Source organism: Flavobacterium sp. FlaQc-48 (genome assembly GCF_044007335.1).
In the GTDB taxonomy this organism is placed as follows: Bacteria; Bacteroidota; Bacteroidia; order Flavobacteriales; family Flavobacteriaceae; genus Flavobacterium.
The window spans coordinates 13,742-31,305 of record NZ_JBIPCR010000024.1 but is presented as its reverse complement, the minus strand read 5'-3'; the positions used below and the strand labels follow the sequence as shown (position 1 = coordinate 31,305).

General features: G+C 35.2%; 17 protein-coding genes. 7 read left to right on the top strand and 10 right to left on the bottom strand.

Annotated elements, in window-relative coordinates:
* Positions 1 to 204 precede the first annotated feature (204 nt).
* From meaB to ACHRWY_RS25175, 3 genes are all read right to left on the bottom strand, one after another.
* The gene (gene meaB / locus ACHRWY_RS25185) at positions 205 to 1,302 is read right to left on the bottom strand and encodes a methylmalonyl Co-A mutase-associated GTPase MeaB (protein ID WP_395358350.1); all 1,098 of its coding nucleotides are present in this window, start codon (positions 1,300 to 1,302) and stop codon (positions 205 to 207) included.
* A gap of 151 nt (positions 1,303 to 1,453) precedes the next feature.
* Entirely contained in the window at positions 1,454 to 2,095 is a 642-nt protein-coding gene (locus ACHRWY_RS25180; protein WP_395358348.1) for an NAD(P)-dependent oxidoreductase, read from the bottom strand.
* A gap of 57 nt (positions 2,096 to 2,152) precedes the next feature.
* Positions 2,153 to 2,560 carry an Rrf2 family transcriptional regulator gene (locus ACHRWY_RS25175; RefSeq protein WP_395358346.1) on the bottom strand — a complete coding sequence of 136 codons (408 nt, stop codon included), beginning with the start codon at positions 2,558 to 2,560 and terminating at the stop codon, positions 2,153 to 2,155.
* 177 nt (positions 2,561 to 2,737) lie between these two features.
* Here ACHRWY_RS25175 and ACHRWY_RS25170 point away from each other — a divergent pair, with 177 nt between their 5' ends.
* The 3 genes from ACHRWY_RS25170 to ACHRWY_RS25160 all read left to right on the top strand — a co-directional run bounded on the left by ACHRWY_RS25170 (position 2,738) and on the right by ACHRWY_RS25160 (position 5,531).
* Positions 2,738 to 3,823 (top strand): serine hydrolase domain-containing protein, encoded by a 1,086-nt coding sequence (locus ACHRWY_RS25170; RefSeq protein ID WP_395358344.1) that lies wholly within the window; start codon positions 2,738 to 2,740, stop codon positions 3,821 to 3,823.
* 45 nt (positions 3,824 to 3,868) lie between these two features.
* Positions 3,869 to 4,780 (top strand): AEC family transporter, encoded by a 912-nt coding sequence (locus ACHRWY_RS25165; protein WP_395358342.1) that lies wholly within the window; start codon positions 3,869 to 3,871, stop codon positions 4,778 to 4,780.
* Positions 4,781 to 4,892: 112 nt separating this feature from the next.
* Positions 4,893 to 5,531, top strand: a complete 639-nt coding sequence (locus tag ACHRWY_RS25160) for a peroxiredoxin (protein WP_395358340.1) — start codon at positions 4,893 to 4,895, stop codon at positions 5,529 to 5,531.
* Between the two features lie 88 nt (positions 5,532 to 5,619).
* Here the strand turns inward: ACHRWY_RS25160 and ACHRWY_RS25155 are convergent, their stop codons facing one another.
* From ACHRWY_RS25155 to ACHRWY_RS25145, 3 genes are all read right to left on the bottom strand, one after another.
* Positions 5,620 to 7,854: a cation:proton antiporter gene (locus ACHRWY_RS25155; protein WP_395358338.1), complete on the bottom strand. Its 2,235-nt coding sequence runs from the start codon at positions 7,852 to 7,854 to the stop codon at positions 5,620 to 5,622.
* A gap of 240 nt (positions 7,855 to 8,094) precedes the next feature.
* On the bottom strand, positions 8,095 to 9,441 hold the full coding sequence (gene purB, locus ACHRWY_RS25150; RefSeq protein WP_395358336.1) for an adenylosuccinate lyase: 1,347 nt from the start codon (positions 9,439 to 9,441) through the stop codon (positions 8,095 to 8,097).
* A 248-nt stretch (positions 9,442 to 9,689) separates the two neighbouring features.
* The gene (locus tag ACHRWY_RS25145) at positions 9,690 to 10,379 is read right to left on the bottom strand and encodes an SIR2 family NAD-dependent protein deacylase (RefSeq protein ID WP_395358334.1); all 690 of its coding nucleotides are present in this window, start codon (positions 10,377 to 10,379) and stop codon (positions 9,690 to 9,692) included.
* A 142-nt stretch (positions 10,380 to 10,521) separates the two neighbouring features.
* Here ACHRWY_RS25145 and cysC point away from each other — a divergent pair, with 142 nt between their 5' ends.
* From cysC to ACHRWY_RS25125, 4 genes are all read left to right on the top strand, one after another.
* Positions 10,522 to 11,055: an adenylyl-sulfate kinase gene (gene cysC, locus ACHRWY_RS25140; RefSeq protein WP_395358332.1), complete on the top strand. Its 534-nt coding sequence runs from the start codon at positions 10,522 to 10,524 to the stop codon at positions 11,053 to 11,055.
* A 51-nt stretch (positions 11,056 to 11,106) separates the two neighbouring features.
* A complete protein-coding gene (locus ACHRWY_RS25135) occupies positions 11,107 to 11,790 on the top strand; it encodes an aspartyl/asparaginyl beta-hydroxylase domain-containing protein (RefSeq protein WP_395358330.1) in 684 nt (227 codons plus the stop codon).
* A 10-nt stretch (positions 11,791 to 11,800) separates the two neighbouring features.
* On the top strand, positions 11,801 to 12,760 hold the full coding sequence (locus tag ACHRWY_RS25130) for a sulfotransferase family protein (protein WP_395358328.1): 960 nt from the start codon (positions 11,801 to 11,803) through the stop codon (positions 12,758 to 12,760).
* A gap of 72 nt (positions 12,761 to 12,832) precedes the next feature.
* Positions 12,833 to 13,495, top strand: a complete 663-nt coding sequence (locus ACHRWY_RS25125) for a TrmH family RNA methyltransferase (protein ID WP_395358326.1) — start codon at positions 12,833 to 12,835, stop codon at positions 13,493 to 13,495.
* 110 nt (positions 13,496 to 13,605) lie between these two features.
* On the opposite strand, the gene ACHRWY_RS25120 is transcribed toward ACHRWY_RS25125, so the two are convergent.
* The 4 genes from ACHRWY_RS25120 to ACHRWY_RS25105 all read right to left on the bottom strand — a co-directional run bounded on the left by ACHRWY_RS25120 (position 13,606) and on the right by ACHRWY_RS25105 (position 17,453).
* Positions 13,606 to 14,496 carry a YARHG domain-containing protein gene (locus tag ACHRWY_RS25120; RefSeq protein ID WP_395358324.1) on the bottom strand — a complete coding sequence of 297 codons (891 nt, stop codon included), beginning with the start codon at positions 14,494 to 14,496 and terminating at the stop codon, positions 13,606 to 13,608.
* A complete protein-coding gene (locus tag ACHRWY_RS25115) occupies positions 14,493 to 15,128 on the bottom strand; it encodes a DUF2306 domain-containing protein (RefSeq protein WP_395358322.1) in 636 nt (211 codons plus the stop codon). The genes ACHRWY_RS25120 and ACHRWY_RS25115 overlap by 4 nt, the downstream gene beginning before the upstream one ends.
* Positions 15,129 to 15,232: 104 nt before the next feature.
* On the bottom strand, positions 15,233 to 16,192 hold the full coding sequence (locus tag ACHRWY_RS25110; protein WP_395358320.1) for a transporter: 960 nt from the start codon (positions 16,190 to 16,192) through the stop codon (positions 15,233 to 15,235).
* 220 nt (positions 16,193 to 16,412) lie between these two features.
* Positions 16,413 to 17,453: a cytochrome-c peroxidase gene (locus ACHRWY_RS25105; protein WP_395358318.1), complete on the bottom strand. Its 1,041-nt coding sequence runs from the start codon at positions 17,451 to 17,453 to the stop codon at positions 16,413 to 16,415.
* Positions 17,454 to 17,564: the final 111 nt, after the last annotated feature.

The window sequence follows — 17,564 nt, the reverse complement described above, 5'->3', positions numbered from 1 at the left end:
GCTATTTTGTGCCTTTATTAAAAAATAGGTTCAGGGGTTCAGAGGAATAAAGGTTCAAAGAAACAGAGTGTAAAACCTTTGCTACTTTGTGCCTTTATTAAAAAATAGGTTCAGAGGAATAAAGGTTCAAAGTAACAGAGTATAAAACCTTTGTCGCTTTGAGCCTTTGCTACTTTGTGCCTTTATTAAAAAATAGGTTCAAAGCTACTTTGAACCTTTGCTAAAATATAATTTCAATAAACGCTGAGCAGCTGCAAAAGGTGAAATTTCATCGTTTTGCACTGCTTTTTTGTTTTGTTCTAATTGTGAAATGATTTCAGGCTGGTTGTAAAAATTTAGCCTGAGTTGTTCATTAATCGTTTCCAGCATCCAGAAATGGTTTTGATCTTTTCTGTTTTCATTAAAATAACCTGAAATTTTCGTTTGTTCCAGATAAGCAGAAATAGTTTCCCAGATTTCTGTAATGCCGTCTTTTGTAATGGCGCTGCAAGTTGTCACTTTTGGTTGCCACTTTGATTTTTTAGGCGGAAATAAATGCAAAGCCCGGTTGAATTCCAGTTTTGCCTGATTCGCTTTTTTGATGTTGTCGCCATCTGCTTTATTGATGACAATAGCATCCGCCATTTCCATAATGCCACGTTTAATCCCTTGAAGTTCATCGCCGGCACCGGAAATTTTCAGTAATAAAAAAAAGTCAACCATACTATGAACGGCGGTTTCGCTTTGGCCAACGCCAACCGTTTCGATAATAATAGTATCAAAACCTGCTGCTTCACATAAAATAATAGATTCACGTGTTTTTCGGGCAACGCCTCCTAAAGTATCTCCCGAAGCACTTGGACGGATAAAAGCATTCTCATCTTTTACCAATTCCTCCATTCGGGTTTTGTCACCCAGAATACTTCCGTGCGAAAGCGAACTGCTTGGATCGACTGCCAAAACAGCCACTTTTTTTCCTAAATGCGTCAAAAAACTTCCAAAAGCTTCAATAAAAGTACTTTTTCCAACACCCGGAACTCCGGTAATTCCTATTCGGATAGATTTATTAGCGTGAGGTAAACAACCATTAATCACCTGATTTGCTTTTTCAGCATGTTCAGGATTTGTGCTTTCAACTAAAGTAATCGCACGACTTAGGGCTGTTCTGTTACTGTTTAAGATTCCATCAATTAATTCCGTTGCAGAAGGTTGTTGTCTTCTGTTTTTCTTAATTTGATGAATAGCAGAAGCATTGGTGATTTCAGGTGGTGAAATTCCGGCTTTTTCCTGTAAACTGCCTGTTTGGTTTTTTGAACTTGACAAAATGTACTTTTTGGTACCGTAAAAGTACAGAAAACAAAAACAGTTTCAAAAAAGGATTTCTTTGAAACTGTTTGGGCAAATAGAACACTAATTTCATCAATTAGCATTAATGATCAGCTTGCTTAATATTTTAATTCGTGAAATTCTTATTTTAATAAGCCGCAGTAAAACGAACCTGATGATGTTTTGGAGTTTCTGCTTCATCAGCAATCACAACTGCCAGGTCTTCTACAGATAAAATACTTCTTTGTTCATCATTAAGCACAGGATTATCCAAGCCTAAACGGTATTTACCTGTTCTTCCTGTGGTAATTCCCTGGTGCATCTCGAAAGCCGGACTAAAAAAGGCCCAATCCAGTTGTTTTTCTTCTTTCAGAATATTTAAATAATCTCTGGCAGCTGTTGCACCGGCATGATATTCTTTTGGGAAATCAGGAGTGTCTACCGCTTGCAAACCCGGAGCAACAAATAAACTTCCGGCACCACCAATGGTAATAAAGCGTTTAACACCTGATTTTTTTACTGCTTCCTGAATCGATTTTGATCCGGCAATAAAATCATCATATATGTTTGGGTTTGTCCATCCTGAATTATAGGCATTAATCACAACATCGTTTCCTTTTAAAATTTCTGCCAGGGCTTCTACATTAAAGATATCAGCACTTTTCCAGTTTACTTTCGATGTGTCTTTAGGGTTTCTTGCAATAGCAGTAATCTCATGATTTCTGTTTGCTAATTCGTTTAAAAGGGCTGAGCCAACAAATCCGGTTGCTCCAATAATGGCAATTTTCATAATATATAATTTTAATTAGTAATAAAAAATGTTACAGTTTTGTCTAAAAAAATAGTTTTAGAATTGATTCGAAAAATCTTCCAAAGAAATACCTTCTAATTGCAAACTAACTTTTTGATTCATATCTGCATATAAAGCACTTAAATTTTGATTGATTTTTTTACCGACCGGACAATCCGGATTAGGCTGATTTTTGGCATAACCTAAATTAATCGATTCAAAAGTCATTTCGAATATCTCCTTTAAGGTAATTTTTGAAGGATCGACTGATAGTTTCGTTCCGCCATTTTTACCTTCTTTACTTTCTACAATATGATTCGCTTTTAAATTGGCAATTTCTTTTCGAACCAAAACAGGATTCAGATTAATACTACCCGCAATAAACTCAGATGATAAATAATCATTTGGGAATTTTGTCAGTAAAGTCAAAATGTGAATCGTTATGGCAAACTTACCTGAAAGCATACTGTAATAAAATATGTTACAAATTTAATCAGGATTGACGGAATAAAAAAGTTTTTAACGAAAAATTAATTTTTCGTCTAAAATAGGGTAGAAGCCTAAAATAAAACAATTAAAAAAAAATACTTATTTCTATAAAATATTAGATTTGTATTTGATTAGTAACGATTGCAATTGATTATGATGAAATTTAAATTAGCATTTCTCTTTTTCTGCGGTTTGTCGACTTTTATGTCTGCGCAAAAGCATGCCCAATATGCCGATTCAATTCGGGTAGCGAATGGTATTCCGGAAATGAGTTATGCCGTAGTGACAGGCGATAAAACCTTAGAGATAAATACGTCAGGATTGCATTCTGTATCTTTAACAGATCCTGCTACTTTAAACGATCGCTTTCATATTGGCTCAAATACAAAAGCAATGACGGCTTTTATGATTGCCAGATATGTGGACAAAGGAAAACTAAAATGGACAACTCAATTCTTTGACGTGTTTCCGGATTTAAAGAAAACTTCAAAACCGGAATATTACGATATTACGCTCGAAAAATTACTATCTCATCAAGCCCGGATCCAGCCTTTTCAGGGAGAAAATGATCCGGCGGTTCCCAATTTTACAGGAACGCATCAGGAAAAAAGAGATCAGTTTGGGAAATTTGTTTTGACATTAGACCCTGCCCGGATAGATTCAGATCATCAATATGTATACTCAAATGCAGGTTACACCCTGGCTGCAATGATGGTGGAAAAAGTGACCGGAATGAGCTGGGAAAAATTGATCGATACAGTATTTAATAAAGATTTAAAACTGGATGTTAAGTTATCCTGGCCGGAGAATCTAAATTCAAAAGATACCTGGGGACATTCTTTTGAAAATAATAAATTAAGTCCGGTGCCTTCCAACACAGATTATCATTTGGATTATACAGAACCAGCAGGCGATATAAATATCAAACTAACTGATTATATCAAATTTATTCAGCTTAATATTCAGGGACTTCAGGGACATAACAATTATCTAAAAGCAAGTACGTATAATTTTATTCATAAGGGAATTGAAGGATATTCATTAGGATGGTTTAACAGTTACGAAAACAATCAGGATTTTTCGACACATTCCGGAACCGCAGGAACGTATTACACCATTGCATCCCTGGATCGAAAAAAGGGTATTGGATATATCATCTTTACGAATTCTTTTAATGAAGATACCGTAAATGGGGTCCGGTTTCTGATGCGAAAATTAAAAAAGGATTATGGAGGCTAAAATGTCTTTGATTCTTTAAAATCTTATTTTGATGCTTTTAACTCCATGAACAATTTTATTCTTATCTTTTTCTTTCTGGCCTTAGGATTGGTTTTGCAACATATAAGGCAATTTCCAACATCTATTTATAAGGTTTTAAATAAGATTGTTATTTATGTGTGTTTACCGGCGATAACATTATATCATATTCCGAAAATAAAATGGAGTAATGAATTACTTTTTCCCATATTAGCGGGCTGGATTGCTTTTTTACTGGCTTTTGTTTTTTTTCATTTTTTAGGACGACGATTAGGCTGGTCCAATAAACTCATTGGTTGTTTGATCCTGACAGCGGGCTTAAGTAATTCCTCTTTTTTGGGATATCCTATTATTGAAGCTTTATTTGGAAAAAAAGGTTTAGAAACGGCTATTTTGGTTGATCAGCCCGGAACATTTGTGGTGGTTTCTACCCTGGGTGTTTTTGTTGCCGCTTTTTACTCGAAAGGAAGTCCGGATGGTTTTAGTATTTTCAAAAAAATAATTTTTTTTCCGCCCTTTATTACATTTGTTGTAGCTTGTCTACTGAATGTTTTTCAATATGATTTAGACGCAAACGTTCAATCTGTTTTATTAAAAACAGGCGGTTTCGTTACACCGTTGGCTTTGCTTTCAGTAGGGCTCCAGCTTACTTTTGACCGAAAAAGCCAACATTGGAAATTCCTGCGACTTGGACTTTTCTTCCGGCTTATTCTTACGCCTTTTATCATTTTGGTTTTATATGTCTTTATTTTTAAACAACATGCTGAGCCTATTAAAATAACGATTATGGAAACGGCTATGGCTCCCATGATTACAGGTGCAATTTTAGCCTCGACTTATGGCTTAAAGCCAAAGTTAAGCAGTATGATGATTGGTTTTGGGATCCCGGTTTCGTTTGTAACCCTTGCCATTTGGTATTTTGTCCTGGGTTTTATTTAATTTAAAATACTAACTCGATAGAAAATATAGAATTTTAACTTATTTTTAAAAAATCAATGTTTTCCTTATACCTTTTTTGACTAATTTTAGAGGAACTAAAAAATGTATTATTATGTCAACATTAAGATTAGGAGATATTGCTCCAGATTTTCATGCAGAAACAACCGAAGGACCAATCCAATTTCATGAATGGTTAGGAGATTCCTGGGGAGTTTTATTTTCGCATCCCGCAGATTTTACCCCTGTTTGTACAACTGAATTAGGAACAGTGGCCAATTATGTTCCGGAATTTAAAAAACGAAATACAAAAGTAATTGCTTTAAGCGTCGATGGTCTTGAGTCTCACAAAGAATGGATCAAAGATATTAACGAAACCCAAAATACAACCGTTAATTTTCCGATAATTGCCGACGAGGATAAAAAGATCGCAACTTTATATGATATGCTGCATCCAAATGCCAGTGAGAAATTTACAGTTCGTTCTGTTTTTGTAATTGGCCCTGATAAAAAAATAAAACTGACTTTAACGTATCCGGCCTCAACAGGAAGAAATTTTGAGGAACTGCTTCGTGTGATCGACAGTTTACAGCTAACCGCAAATTATAGTGTAGCCACTCCGGCAAACTGGAAAGACGGAGAAGATGTAGTGATTACGCCAGCCGTTCCCGACAGTGATATTCCGGCGAAATTCCCAAAAGGACATACCGCTATCAAACCTTATTTGCGCATAACACCGCAACCTAATAAATAAGATTCTAAGTGACTAAGTTTCTAAGATGCTAAGAGTTTGACTCTTAAAAAACTTAGAAACTTAGCACCTTAGTTACTAAAAGCCTTTTTCAGGCTTTTTTCATCAACTCGTTCATTCGTTTTTTATCACCAACCACCCAGATAATATCATTTTTTTCTAAGATTAAATGAGATTCCGGGTTTAAAATACGATTACCGTTTCGTTCAATTCCCACAACAAGTCCGCCTGTTTTTTCTCTAAATTGTCCCACTCTTTTTTCGATAAATTCATCATTAGAAATTTCCAGTTGGCGAAGTACAATATCCGATTCTTCTATGTTTTTTGCCGCCTCAACCTGATTCTGCAAATAGTTGGTAAATTGTGTAATTTGCTCATCGGTACCAATAACGCAAATTTCATCACCCGGAAACAAACGTTCGTTTTTAGTTGGGATAGGAATTGTGATTTCACCACGTCGGATAAAAGCAATATTAATCCCCATATTTTCTCTAATGCGTAATTCTTCTAAAGTTTTACCTGCCAGATTAGATTCTTTTCCAATATCAAAAAAAGACATGTGACCGTCCCACGGCATTAAATTGGCATATCTTCGGTCAATTTTTTTATTCTCACGATCGTTTAGATTCTTTAAAAAGTGATTTTCAATTTTATGATATTGTTCATTTAATTTCTTCGGGAACAATTGATAAGCCCCAATCGCAATAATTAAAGCGACAAAGGCTACTAAAGGCGAAAAGAAAATATTCAATAAGAAACCAACAAAAAATAAACCAAGGCTCATCCTGATTAAAATTAACATTAAAAGAGCACCACGATATTTTCGTTCTTCCCATAATTCTTCTACTTCGGCAACTTTTACGCGTCGCAATGAAAGTGCCCATAAAAATGGGGCAATGATAACCAGAGTAATCAATGCGGCCAAAGTATTTCCAAAACGGGTATCCGCAACTAAAGGCGCTACAAATTTTGATGACAATAAGATGATGGCGGTAATAATTATAGTATGTAAAATGATTTGGGTGATAGAGGCACGAAGTACAATTTGCCACGTACTGACAGATTTTATCGCTTGTGCATTGACGCTGTAACGGTTAATGTTTTTAATCCATTTTTTAGGTAGTTTTTGTTCTAAATATCCTGAAAACGGATCGGAGTATTTAATTAAAAATGGAGTTGTAAAAGTGGTGATGGCAGATACGGCAACAATTATAGGATATAAAAAATCGCTTGTTACTTTAAGTGTCATTCCCAGAGTCGCAATAATAAAAGAAAACTCCCCAATTTGCGCCAGACTCATTCCTGTCTGTACAGATTGTTTTAAAGGCTGCCCTGACAATAAGGCTCCGATAGAGGAACTAAATGCTTTTCCAAAAATAGTAAGTAGTGTTATAAGTGCCACTGGCAGTGCATAAGTAATCAATGTTTCCGGATTAATTAACATTCCGACTGATACAAAGAAAACGGCACCAAATAAATCTTTTACGGGCTGAATCAAGTGTTCTATTTTTTCTGCCTGAGTAGTTTCTGCAATAATAGATCCCATAATAAAAGCACCAAGGGCAGGCGAAAAGCCAACATTGGCAGCAAACATAACCATCATCAAACAAAGGGCTAACGAAATAATAAGCAACATTTCATCTGTTAAAAGATGTTTTGCTTTTTTTAAGATTGTCGGAATAATAAAAATTCCACCCAAAAACCATATAATCAGAAAGAATATCAATTTTAAAACCGATTGTAATAAAGCGCCTCCCGAAACCTGGTCGCTAACGGCAATAGTAGATAGTAGAACCAGCATTAAAATAGCGACAATATCTTCAACAATTAAGGCACCAAATACAATTCCGGCAAACTTCTTTCCCTTAACGCCAAGTTCATCAAAGGCACGAATGATAATAGTGGTGGACGAGATCGAGAGTGTTGCGCCCAGAAAAATACTATCCATTTTGGCCCATCCCATCCATTGCCCGACACAATAACCAATCAGGGTCATGAAAAGTATCTGGGTTATGGCGGTGATGGAGGAAGTTCCGCCCACTTTCATTAATTTCTTAAAACTAAATTCGAGACCTAAACTAAATAGTAAAAAGATAACCCCAATTTCAGCCCAGACTTCAACACTTTTCATGTCTGTTATTGAAGGGAAAAAGTCAAAATGGTTTCCGGCTAAAAAACCTGCGATCAAATAGCCTAAAACAAGAGGTTGTTTTAGTTTCTTAAATATTAAAACAGCAATTCCTGCAGTCATCAGGATTAAACCCAAGTCGCTAATAAGAGGTTGTAAATGGTGTGTAGTTTCTGCAGCGGCGTTTAAGGCAATCATAAAGTGGTATTTTTTGTTTAGGAGCTTAATCCAGCTTTCCATTTCAGCCTTTTACTCAAAAAACATATTTTTAATACCGTTTCAGGAGCTTCCTCCGGTCGCTCTGTCCCGGTAAAAAAATATAGTTTTTTTCGCAAAAGGCTTTCCATTGCAATCTGGGCTAATTTTCGAACAAGATTTGTAAATAAAAAAAGCTATCGATAAAGATAGCTTTTTTTGGTAAAATATTTTAGGTTTTCTTTAGATACCCACGTAATTACTAGGAGTTATTGCCATTAATTCGGCCCTGACTTCATCAGAAACCTCTAAAGTCGCAATAAAATTATGAATTGCTTTTTTATCTATTGCTTCATTTGTTCTCGTTAAACCTTTCAAAGCTTCATACGGATTTGGATATGCTTCACGACGTAAAATAGTTTGAATAGCCTCAGCGACAACAGCCCAGTTTCTCTCTAAATCTTCAGCAAATTTGCCTTCATTTAAAAGTAATTTGTTTAAACCTTTTAGTGAAGCTTCAAAAGCAATAATAGTATGGCCTATAGGAACTCCAATATTACGTAAAACAGTACTGTCTGTTAAATCACGCTGTAATCTTGAAACGGGTAATTTTGCCGATAAATGCTCAAAAATAGCATTGGCGATTCCTAAGTTTCCTTCAGAGTTTTCAAAATCAATTGGGTTTACTTTATGTGGCATTGCCGAAGATCCAATTTCTCCCGCTTTGATTTTTTGTTTAAAATAATCCATCGAAACATACGTCCAGATATCACGGTCCAAATCGATAACAATCGTATTGATTCTTTTTAAAGCATCAAAAAATGCAGCAAAATGATCATAATGTTCAATTTGAGTAGTTGGAAAAGAATGGTGTAAACCTAAATCTTTTTCTACAAATTTATTTCCAAACTGTTTCCAGTCGATTTGCGGATACGCGACATGATGTGCATTGTAGTTTCCTGTCGCTCCACCAAATTTAGCGGCAAACGGAATGTTAAACAACAAGCGCATCTGCTCTTCTAAACGCTCTACGAAAACCAAAATTTCTTTACCCAAACGAGTAGGAGAAGCCGGTTGTCCGTGTGTACGTGCCAACATCGGAATGTCTTTCCATTCTGTGCTTAATTCTTTTAATTTAGAGATTAAGGAAATTAAAGAAGGCATGTATACCTGCTCAAAAGCATCTTTTGTAGAAAGCGGAATTGCCGTATTATTAATATCCTGAGAGGTTAACCCGAAGTGAATAAACTCTTTGTACTGAGATAAACCTAATTTTTCAAAAGCATCTTTGATAAAGTATTCAACCGCTTTTACATCGTGATTGGTTACTTTCTCTGTTTCTTTAATCCAAAGTGCATCTTCAGTAGAGAAATTTTTATAAATGTTACGTAAGCTGTCAAATAAACCTGAATCTACGCCTTTAAGTTGTGGCAAAGGAACTTCGCACAAAGCAATAAAATATTCAATTTCAACTAATACACGGTATTTAATTAAAGCTTCTTCAGAGAAAAATGGCGCTAATGAAAGGGTTTTACTTCTATATCTTCCGTCAATTGGTGATATAGCATTCAATTCGTTTAGAGTAGTCATTGTTATGTTGTTTTTTCGAAAGGCACAAATATAAACAGAATTTGCGGATTAAAAGTAATCAGGGAGTCAATTGTCAGGGGAAAGGGATCAATAAAAGAAAAAAAAGAACACTAATTTCACCAATTTTCACGAAGTAGGTTTCTTTTAATTTTTTGAGAATAACTAGTAAAAAAAGAAGTCCGTAAATTTAATTTTTAGCCTATATAATTCGTGCTAAATGGTGAAATCGGTTTTTAATCTTCGATGGGTTAAATTGATTTTAATCGTTCTCTTAATTCTGCGACACCTTCTGAGGCAACTTTTGCAATAACTTCAACCTTATTCTGAATATTTGGAATTGAAATGGGTTTTGGATCAATATAAAAAACCGGAGTAGTGCTATAGGTATAGGAGATTAAACCTGCAGCAGGATATACTTGCAGAGAAGTTCCAATTACGGCAAAACAATCAGCATTTTCTGTGATTTCAATGGCGTATTCCAATGCCGGAACATCTTCGCCAAACCAGACAATATGAGGTCGGAGCTGATGTCCGTTTTTATCCAGATCACCGGTAAACAAATCGTCTTGCCAATCCAGAATTAAATCCCGGTTTTGAGTGCTTCTTACCTTTAGCAATTCGCCATGCAAATGCAACACTTTGGTGCTTCCGGCGCGTTCGTGTAAATCATCAACATTTTGAGTAATAATATGTACATCGAAATCCTGCTCTAATTCGGCTAAAATAAAATGTCCTAAATTGGGTTTAACCTCTTTGAGTTGTTGACGCCTTTTGTTATAAAAATCCAAAACCAGTTCCTGATTTTTGTGCCAGCCTTCCGGAGTTGCCACCTCCATCACATCATGGCCTTCCCATAAACCATCACTATCACGGAACGTTTTAATTCCGCTTTCGGCACTAATTCCGGCGCCGGTTAAAACAACAAGTTTCTTTTTCATCCTATTCAATTAAAAGATAAAAATAGTGATTTAGAAAACGAGTTCTAAATAAATTTTTAAGTAATAACCCGTAATTATACTTATTGTCGGAGTCTTCTAAATTATCTATTTTTAAGGTAGAGTAAAACAAAAGAACTTTTCAATGATTTTAATTCAGTTTACAGGATTATCAGGCTCAGGTAAAACAACATTGGCAGAAAATGTTCGCTCTTTGTTACTACAAAACGGTTACAAAGTAGCAGTAGTCGATGGAGATGTTTATCGTAAAACAATTTGCAAAGATTTAGGATTTTCAAAAGAAGACCGATGTGAAAATGTGAGACGGATTTTTAATGTTGGACGAGATTTTGTCGATGCAAAGACTATAGTTCTAATGTCAGTGATAAATCCGTATGAAAATCTTAGAAATGAAATAAGAGCATACCATTTTGTGCGGACAGTATTTTTGGACTGTTTCCTCCATAATCTGATACAACGAGATCCAAAAGGGCTTTACAAAAAAGCAATGCTTCCGGATCATGACCCTAATAAGATAAAAAATTTTACAGGAATAAGTGATGTTTTTGAAACGCCAGCGAATACAGACTTAATTCTGAAAACAGATTCGGAAACGATTTCTTTTTCAACGAATAAATTGTACCATTTTATTATCGACAATTTAACTCAGACAGTTTGAAATAAAAATTTAAACCTGATTTGTAAAACTAATTTAATCATTTGATATCGTATGAATCCTTCAGCCATGAAACTTCCGATTTCTTTTTCAACTGAAAAACTCCTTAAAGATTTAGTAGTTTGTGAAAATGATTTATGGACACCACATTTTAATACCAATCGATACGAAGGCAACTGGACCAGTATTTCTTTGCGGTCACATTCTGGCTTAACAACCGATATTCTGTCATTTCCCAACAAAGAATATATAAATACAAATTTGCTCGATCGTTGTCATTATTTCAAAGAAATTATGGATTGGTTTCAATGCGAAAAAGAAGCGGTGCGATTGCTTAGGCTAGATCCTCAAAGTGAAATTAAAGAACATGTAGATAATGATACTTCTTATGTAGATGGTTTTTTTAGGATTCATATACCCATTATAACAAATCCGGAGGTGTTTTTTTATGTGGACAAAAAACGTGTTCCTATGGGAATCGGGGAATGTTGGTACGCTAATTTCCAACTTCCGCATAGTGTAGAAAACAGAAGCTATAAACCGCGAATTCATTTTACACTGGATTGTATCAGAAATGACTGGTCTGATGAGCTGTTTAGTAAAATGGGGTTCGATATCCATCAACCAACGAATACTAATACCTATACAGACGAAGTAAAACAGCAAATTATAGCAGAACTTTCTCGTAACCCATCAGAAACAACTGCTAAAATTATTGCAGATCTGTTAGCCGAATAAAAGAAAAATAATGGAAAACATCAATCACCCGCTTTTAAATTGGATTCCGTACAAGTTAATCGAAAAAGACAATGAAGTCTATTTTGAATGGATTTATTTGGAGGACAAAAAATTTTCTGATCCCTTTTTTGAGGAAACGATGGCAATTTGCAGAAGTCATTTTTATAATTCAACTGGTTTTAAAGCAGTAAGTACAACAGAAAATCTAATAGACTGGTCGCAACAATTAAATTCAGTTCCATTAAATTCATTAGTTTTTCATGTGTCAAGATGTGGCTCTACTATGTTAAGTCAGTCTTTGGTCACTTCATCAGAAAATATAGTGATTTCTGAAGCACCTCTGATAGATCAAATTTTAAGAACGGATCTTTTTAATGAAGTTGAAAAGCGTACTCTTATAAAAGCAGTATTAAAGTTGTTAGGTCAGAAAAGATTTCCGGAACAAAAGTATTTCATCATAAAACTGGATGCCTGGCATATTTTTAAGGCTTCTTATCTAAGATCTGTTTTTCCCGAAATACCTTTTGCTTTGCTTTACCGGGATCCGAAAGAGGTATTAAAATCACATCAAAAAATGTTCGGAATGCATATGGTGCCTCATGTATTGCCATCTGCTGTTTTTGGAATTACAGAGAAAGAGATTAGTGAAATAAGTATTAAGCAGTATGGTGCCTTAGTGCTGGAAAAATATTTTAAGGGATTCCTGGATTTTTATAAGGAAGATCAAAATACAATAATCCTAAATTATAATGACGGGATGAAACAGGTTATCGAAAGGTTTATCTCTTTTATTGAGATTAAGTATTCTGTTAATGAACTGGACAAAATGTATGCTCGTTTAAATAACCACTCTAAAAATGAAAATAATGTTTTTACCGGTGATGTTTATAAATCAGAAGCTTTAGAAATAGATTTGACAAAGGTTAATATTTTACACGAAAAGTTAAGCAGGAATCCGGTTAACATCTAAAGTATTGAAAATGCTGATGAATTTTTCATTCTATTTTATTTATGGTGTATTTTTGCCCCAAATAAAATTATCATGATTGATTTAGATTACCTCGCTTTCCTTGAAAATATATTAACAGACAACCGTAAAGAAAAATTTTTAAAAGTACTTGGAAATCGCACTAAGCATTTTACAATTGTGGTCGAAGATGTTTTTCAGATGCACAATACCAGTGCAGTAATGCGCAGTTGTGAAGTTTTTGGAATTCAGGAACTCAATGTGATTGAACAACGCTACGGAAAAAAAATCGATAAAGAAATTGCTATGGGTGCCCAGAAATGGGTTGATATCAATCAGTATGACTCGGTTACCAATTGTATTTCTACTTTAAAAGAACAGGGATATCAAATTATCGCTACAACCCCTCATGAAAATGATTGTTTGCTGGAAGATTTTGATATTTCAAAACCAAGTGCTCTTTTTTTTGGAACAGAAAGAGACGGTTTATCAGAAGAAATATTAGAAAAAGCAGATGGATTTCTTAAAATACCTATGGTTGGTTTTACAGAGAGTTTAAATATCTCTGTTTCGGCTGCAATTATCATTCAAAATCTAACCAACAGATTACAAAAATCAAATATTGACTGGCACTTGTCTGAAGAAGAAATTCTGGAAAAACGTCTGGCATGGGCGAAAAATTCGATTAAAGATATTAAACGAATCGAGGCCCGTTATTATGAGGAGAACCCGAGATAAAAGTTTGCCCCGAATTTCACGAATTACTTTATAAGTTCCTTAACGTTGAAAAAAATCAACAAAATAACTCGTGGATACTTCGTGAAATTCATGGCAAAAATATTTAAAATCTATCTTCCAAAAGAATCATAATTGTCTTCGGCATATTTTTCAAAACGCTTCAGTAAAACAATGTTTTCTTTTTCTACATTGGTTAACTCACTGTTTACATTGTCCGAAACTGGAATATACCATTCGACATCATCAAAAAACTGACGAACAGTTTTCGTTTTAAAAGTAAGTCCATGTCTGGCAAAAATGGTATTTCTAAGAATCTCCAAATCAATTTTTTTTAGATTTTTTACATCTGATTCTTTTAATTTTTTTGTGGATGAATTTATAGTCACAATACTTTCTGATGCCTCTCTGTATACAGTTTGCATATACGTTTCGGTTTCTTTAATCTCCGGATCATCATTCTCCTCTGTTACCTGTTCTTCTTTTGTATTTACATAATCAATATACATTCCTTCCTCCGGAAGCATTACATTCGGGTCGTACTTAAATTCTTTTTTAGTAAGTTCAAATTTTCTTTTAGTGACTTCTTTTTTAGGATTATTGGCCGTCCACGTTCCCACTAAAAAGCTGTCATTTTTTATTTCAAAATCAAAAACGCCATCATTTTTATCGTCACCGGGTTCTTTTAGTATAAAATGAATGGTAGTGCCGTCCGCAGTCATTTTACCACTTAGTGCCCTGCTATTGCCGGCAACAACACTTTGCCCGGTCACTTCTGTTGCTGTAATTTTCTTGATGATAATATTGATCTTGTTGATGTCATTTTCTTTTGCGATTCTGGTAGTATCGCGTTCTAAAACAGTAAAATCGCCTACATATGAACCATACAAATCGGTTCTAATTTCTTTAGGCAGATTTTGAGCGTTGTCTTTTGTGTGTTTTTTCTCTTTAGAATTGCAGGAAAAAAGGAGTATGGATAATAATAAACAAAAAAGTTGTTTCATTTTTTTAATTGGTTATAAAGATAGCATTCAATGATTAATAAATTAGGAATCCAGCCCAGCCATGCAATTATCTGATAGACATCCATTGGTGCGGGATGAAACAAATATACAAGAATAACCTTCCAGAAACGTAATGTTATGGCAGAAAAGGTTAACGCAAAACTTCGCCACATAAAGGCCTTATGCTTTGTAATATTTTTATCTTTTATGGCTGTAAAACCTTTAACAGTAAAGAAAAACCATAAAACCGACAAGCTGACAAAAGAAATTTTAGAGTAAAGTCCGCCGTTGGCAAAAAGACCAATAAACAAACCTGAAGGAGCACTTAAAAAAAGCACTACAAAAACATAAAATTTTCCAATGTTTCTATGTGTTACAGGAAACCTTTTTAAAAGAGTAGTGCTGAATTGAAAAAATCCGGCAAGCAAAACAAAAATTGCCGAATAAACATGCACGTAAAAGACCGGGTAGTAAAACGGAATCCGGCTAATCTCGGTTTGCTTTATCTGAAGAAAAGCAACATCGCTTTTTAATGGAATATACTGCCAGGTTATTTTAATCATTAAGATGAAAAAATAGCTGAAACAAATAATCCAGATAAATCGCAACGAAAGCCAAAGGTTCTTTTTCAATGTTGGTGCTGCTTTTTTTTGCCCAAATATAAGAAAATCCCTAACGGCTTTACCATTAGGGATTGTTTATATTTTTGAAATAATCTTTTAGAAACAGGAACCTGCTATAAGGTATAATTCAGGTTGACACTCCATCTGTAATTGGCTTCCATATTACCGTTAGACAGATGTTGATTAACAGGCAGCATGGCATTTACACCAACCGAAAATTTATCTTTTCCTGCCTCGATACCAAATTTTCCAAACAAAATATCTCCGGCGGTATTAGGTAAATCCAGATTATGCTGCTTATTGGTCTGGTACAATTCGCCTGCTAAACCGGCTTGCGGAACGATCTGAACCGATTTTAAATCGAATAAATAAAAGAATGTTCCGGCATAATTAAACTGATCTCCATATTGGTAATTTTTACTGTTTTCAGTTTTGAAGATATAATTCATAGTGGTGTTTAAACCCAGATTTTTGTGTTTGATTATATACTCAGAAACTACAGGAAAATCCCAGCTTCCGGTTCCCAACTGAAAACTCTGGTTGACACTTCCCAGATTATTGGCCTCAGTAAATTTTCCGGTTGGGATTTTAACACCTCCACCCAAATTAATTTTATGCGTAAAAAAAGTACTGTCTTTTTTGGTTTCAAAAACGGTGTACAAAGCCATAACGGTAATATCTCCCAAGCCTGTAATACGCTCTGTTCCGGCAGTTAATTCCCTTTCATTAAAATGATACGGAACCAGGGCCGAAATCTGCACTTTCTCTGTCACCGGAATACGTGCCCATGCCTGAATCGTATTAAAGTTTTCATCAATCCACGGAGAATTGGCAAAAATCCCGTCACGACTTGTATAACTTTGTTTAAGGTATCTCAAACCCACAAAATTATTATTTAACATGGAACCAAAACCCATACTTCCGCCGCTTGCCGAGCAACCGCAGGCATCACAGTCAAAATCTTCCATCATGGCCAGACGCTGAAACGTAAAGGCCGAAATACTATCTTTTACGGTAAAACTAAAGGCCGAAAAACCAGCCAAAAGAGCGAACATTACTATTATTTTTTTCATTTTAATTTTTTTTAAGAGCTAATCCCGCTTTTCGTTGCAAACGAAGTTCAATTAACTCCGTTTAAAATAAAAGTTAAGTGAAGTAAACTTTTTTTTAAAGGCTTTCCACTTCAATCGGGGTTTAGGCTCCAGTTTTCATTACATTTTTTCTGTCACAAATTAAATGGATTTCACTGATCTTTAAATCTGTGTTAATCCGTGCAATTTGTGGCAATAACTTTTAAAATTCAGAGAAACGTTTGTCGGTCAGGTATTGATTATCCGTCAGCGTTTTCAGGAAAGCTATAAGTTGTTTTTTGTCAGTATCAGAAAGTGAAATTCCTAATTTTCCATTCTGCTTTAATATGGGGTCTAAAGTTGCCGAAGTTTCAATACCGCTCGCATAATGATCTAAAACCCCTTCTAAAGTTCCAAATCTTCCGTCGTGCATGTAAGGTCCTGAAACTTCTACATTTCGTAAACTTGGCACTTTAAATTTGTAGTAATCAGTTGCCAGTTCGGTTACTTTATAACGGCCAACATCATTTACCATTGGATTTACGGCCAAACCATTATTGCGAAACGAATTATCAGTTTGTAAATCTGTTGCGTGGCAAGAGGCGCATTTAGATTTAAATAAATCATATCCGGCCAATTCATCAGAAGTTAAACTTCCGCCAGTTTCATTTCGTCTGTATTTGTCAAACTTTGAGTTAGATGAGGTAACCATAACCATAAACTGCGAAAGCGCTTTCAGCATATTTTCGGTTGTAATGGCACCATCGTCAAACGCCTGTCCAAATAATTTCTGATAATCCCGATCGGCTTTCATCATTTTTAAAATGGCATTCAGGTCACCGTTCATTTCGATAATACTTTTCAGCGGAATTAGGGGCTGTAGGTCTAAATGATCTGCAGCACCGTCATACATAAATACGGTCTGATAAGCCAGATTTTGAATAGATGGTGTATTTCTTGTTCCTTGTGCATTGTCTACACCATGACTTACAGTATGTCCGTGATGTGTGAACGCATTGGCCTGAATGTGGCAAAAACCACAGGAAACTACTCCGTCAGACGCTAAACGTCCGTCGTAAAAGAGTTTTTTTCCCAGTTCAAACCCTTTTTCTGTTGGCGGATTCTGTGCAATGTTATACGCTAAAGCAGGAAAGTTTGACGGAACAGTAAATTCTAAAGGAACATTTACATATTCGTCGTCCTGATCAGAGCAGCTCCACAACAACGGAATCATCAGCCATAGAAAATATTTTATTTTCAGCATGATTTCTTTGGATTTTTTTAGAAGCACAAAAGTTCTGGTTTAGCCCCGATAGTAGCGGCATCCTTTTGTGTTCGCCTCAGCGTGCACAAAAGATATAGCGAATAGCGGGAC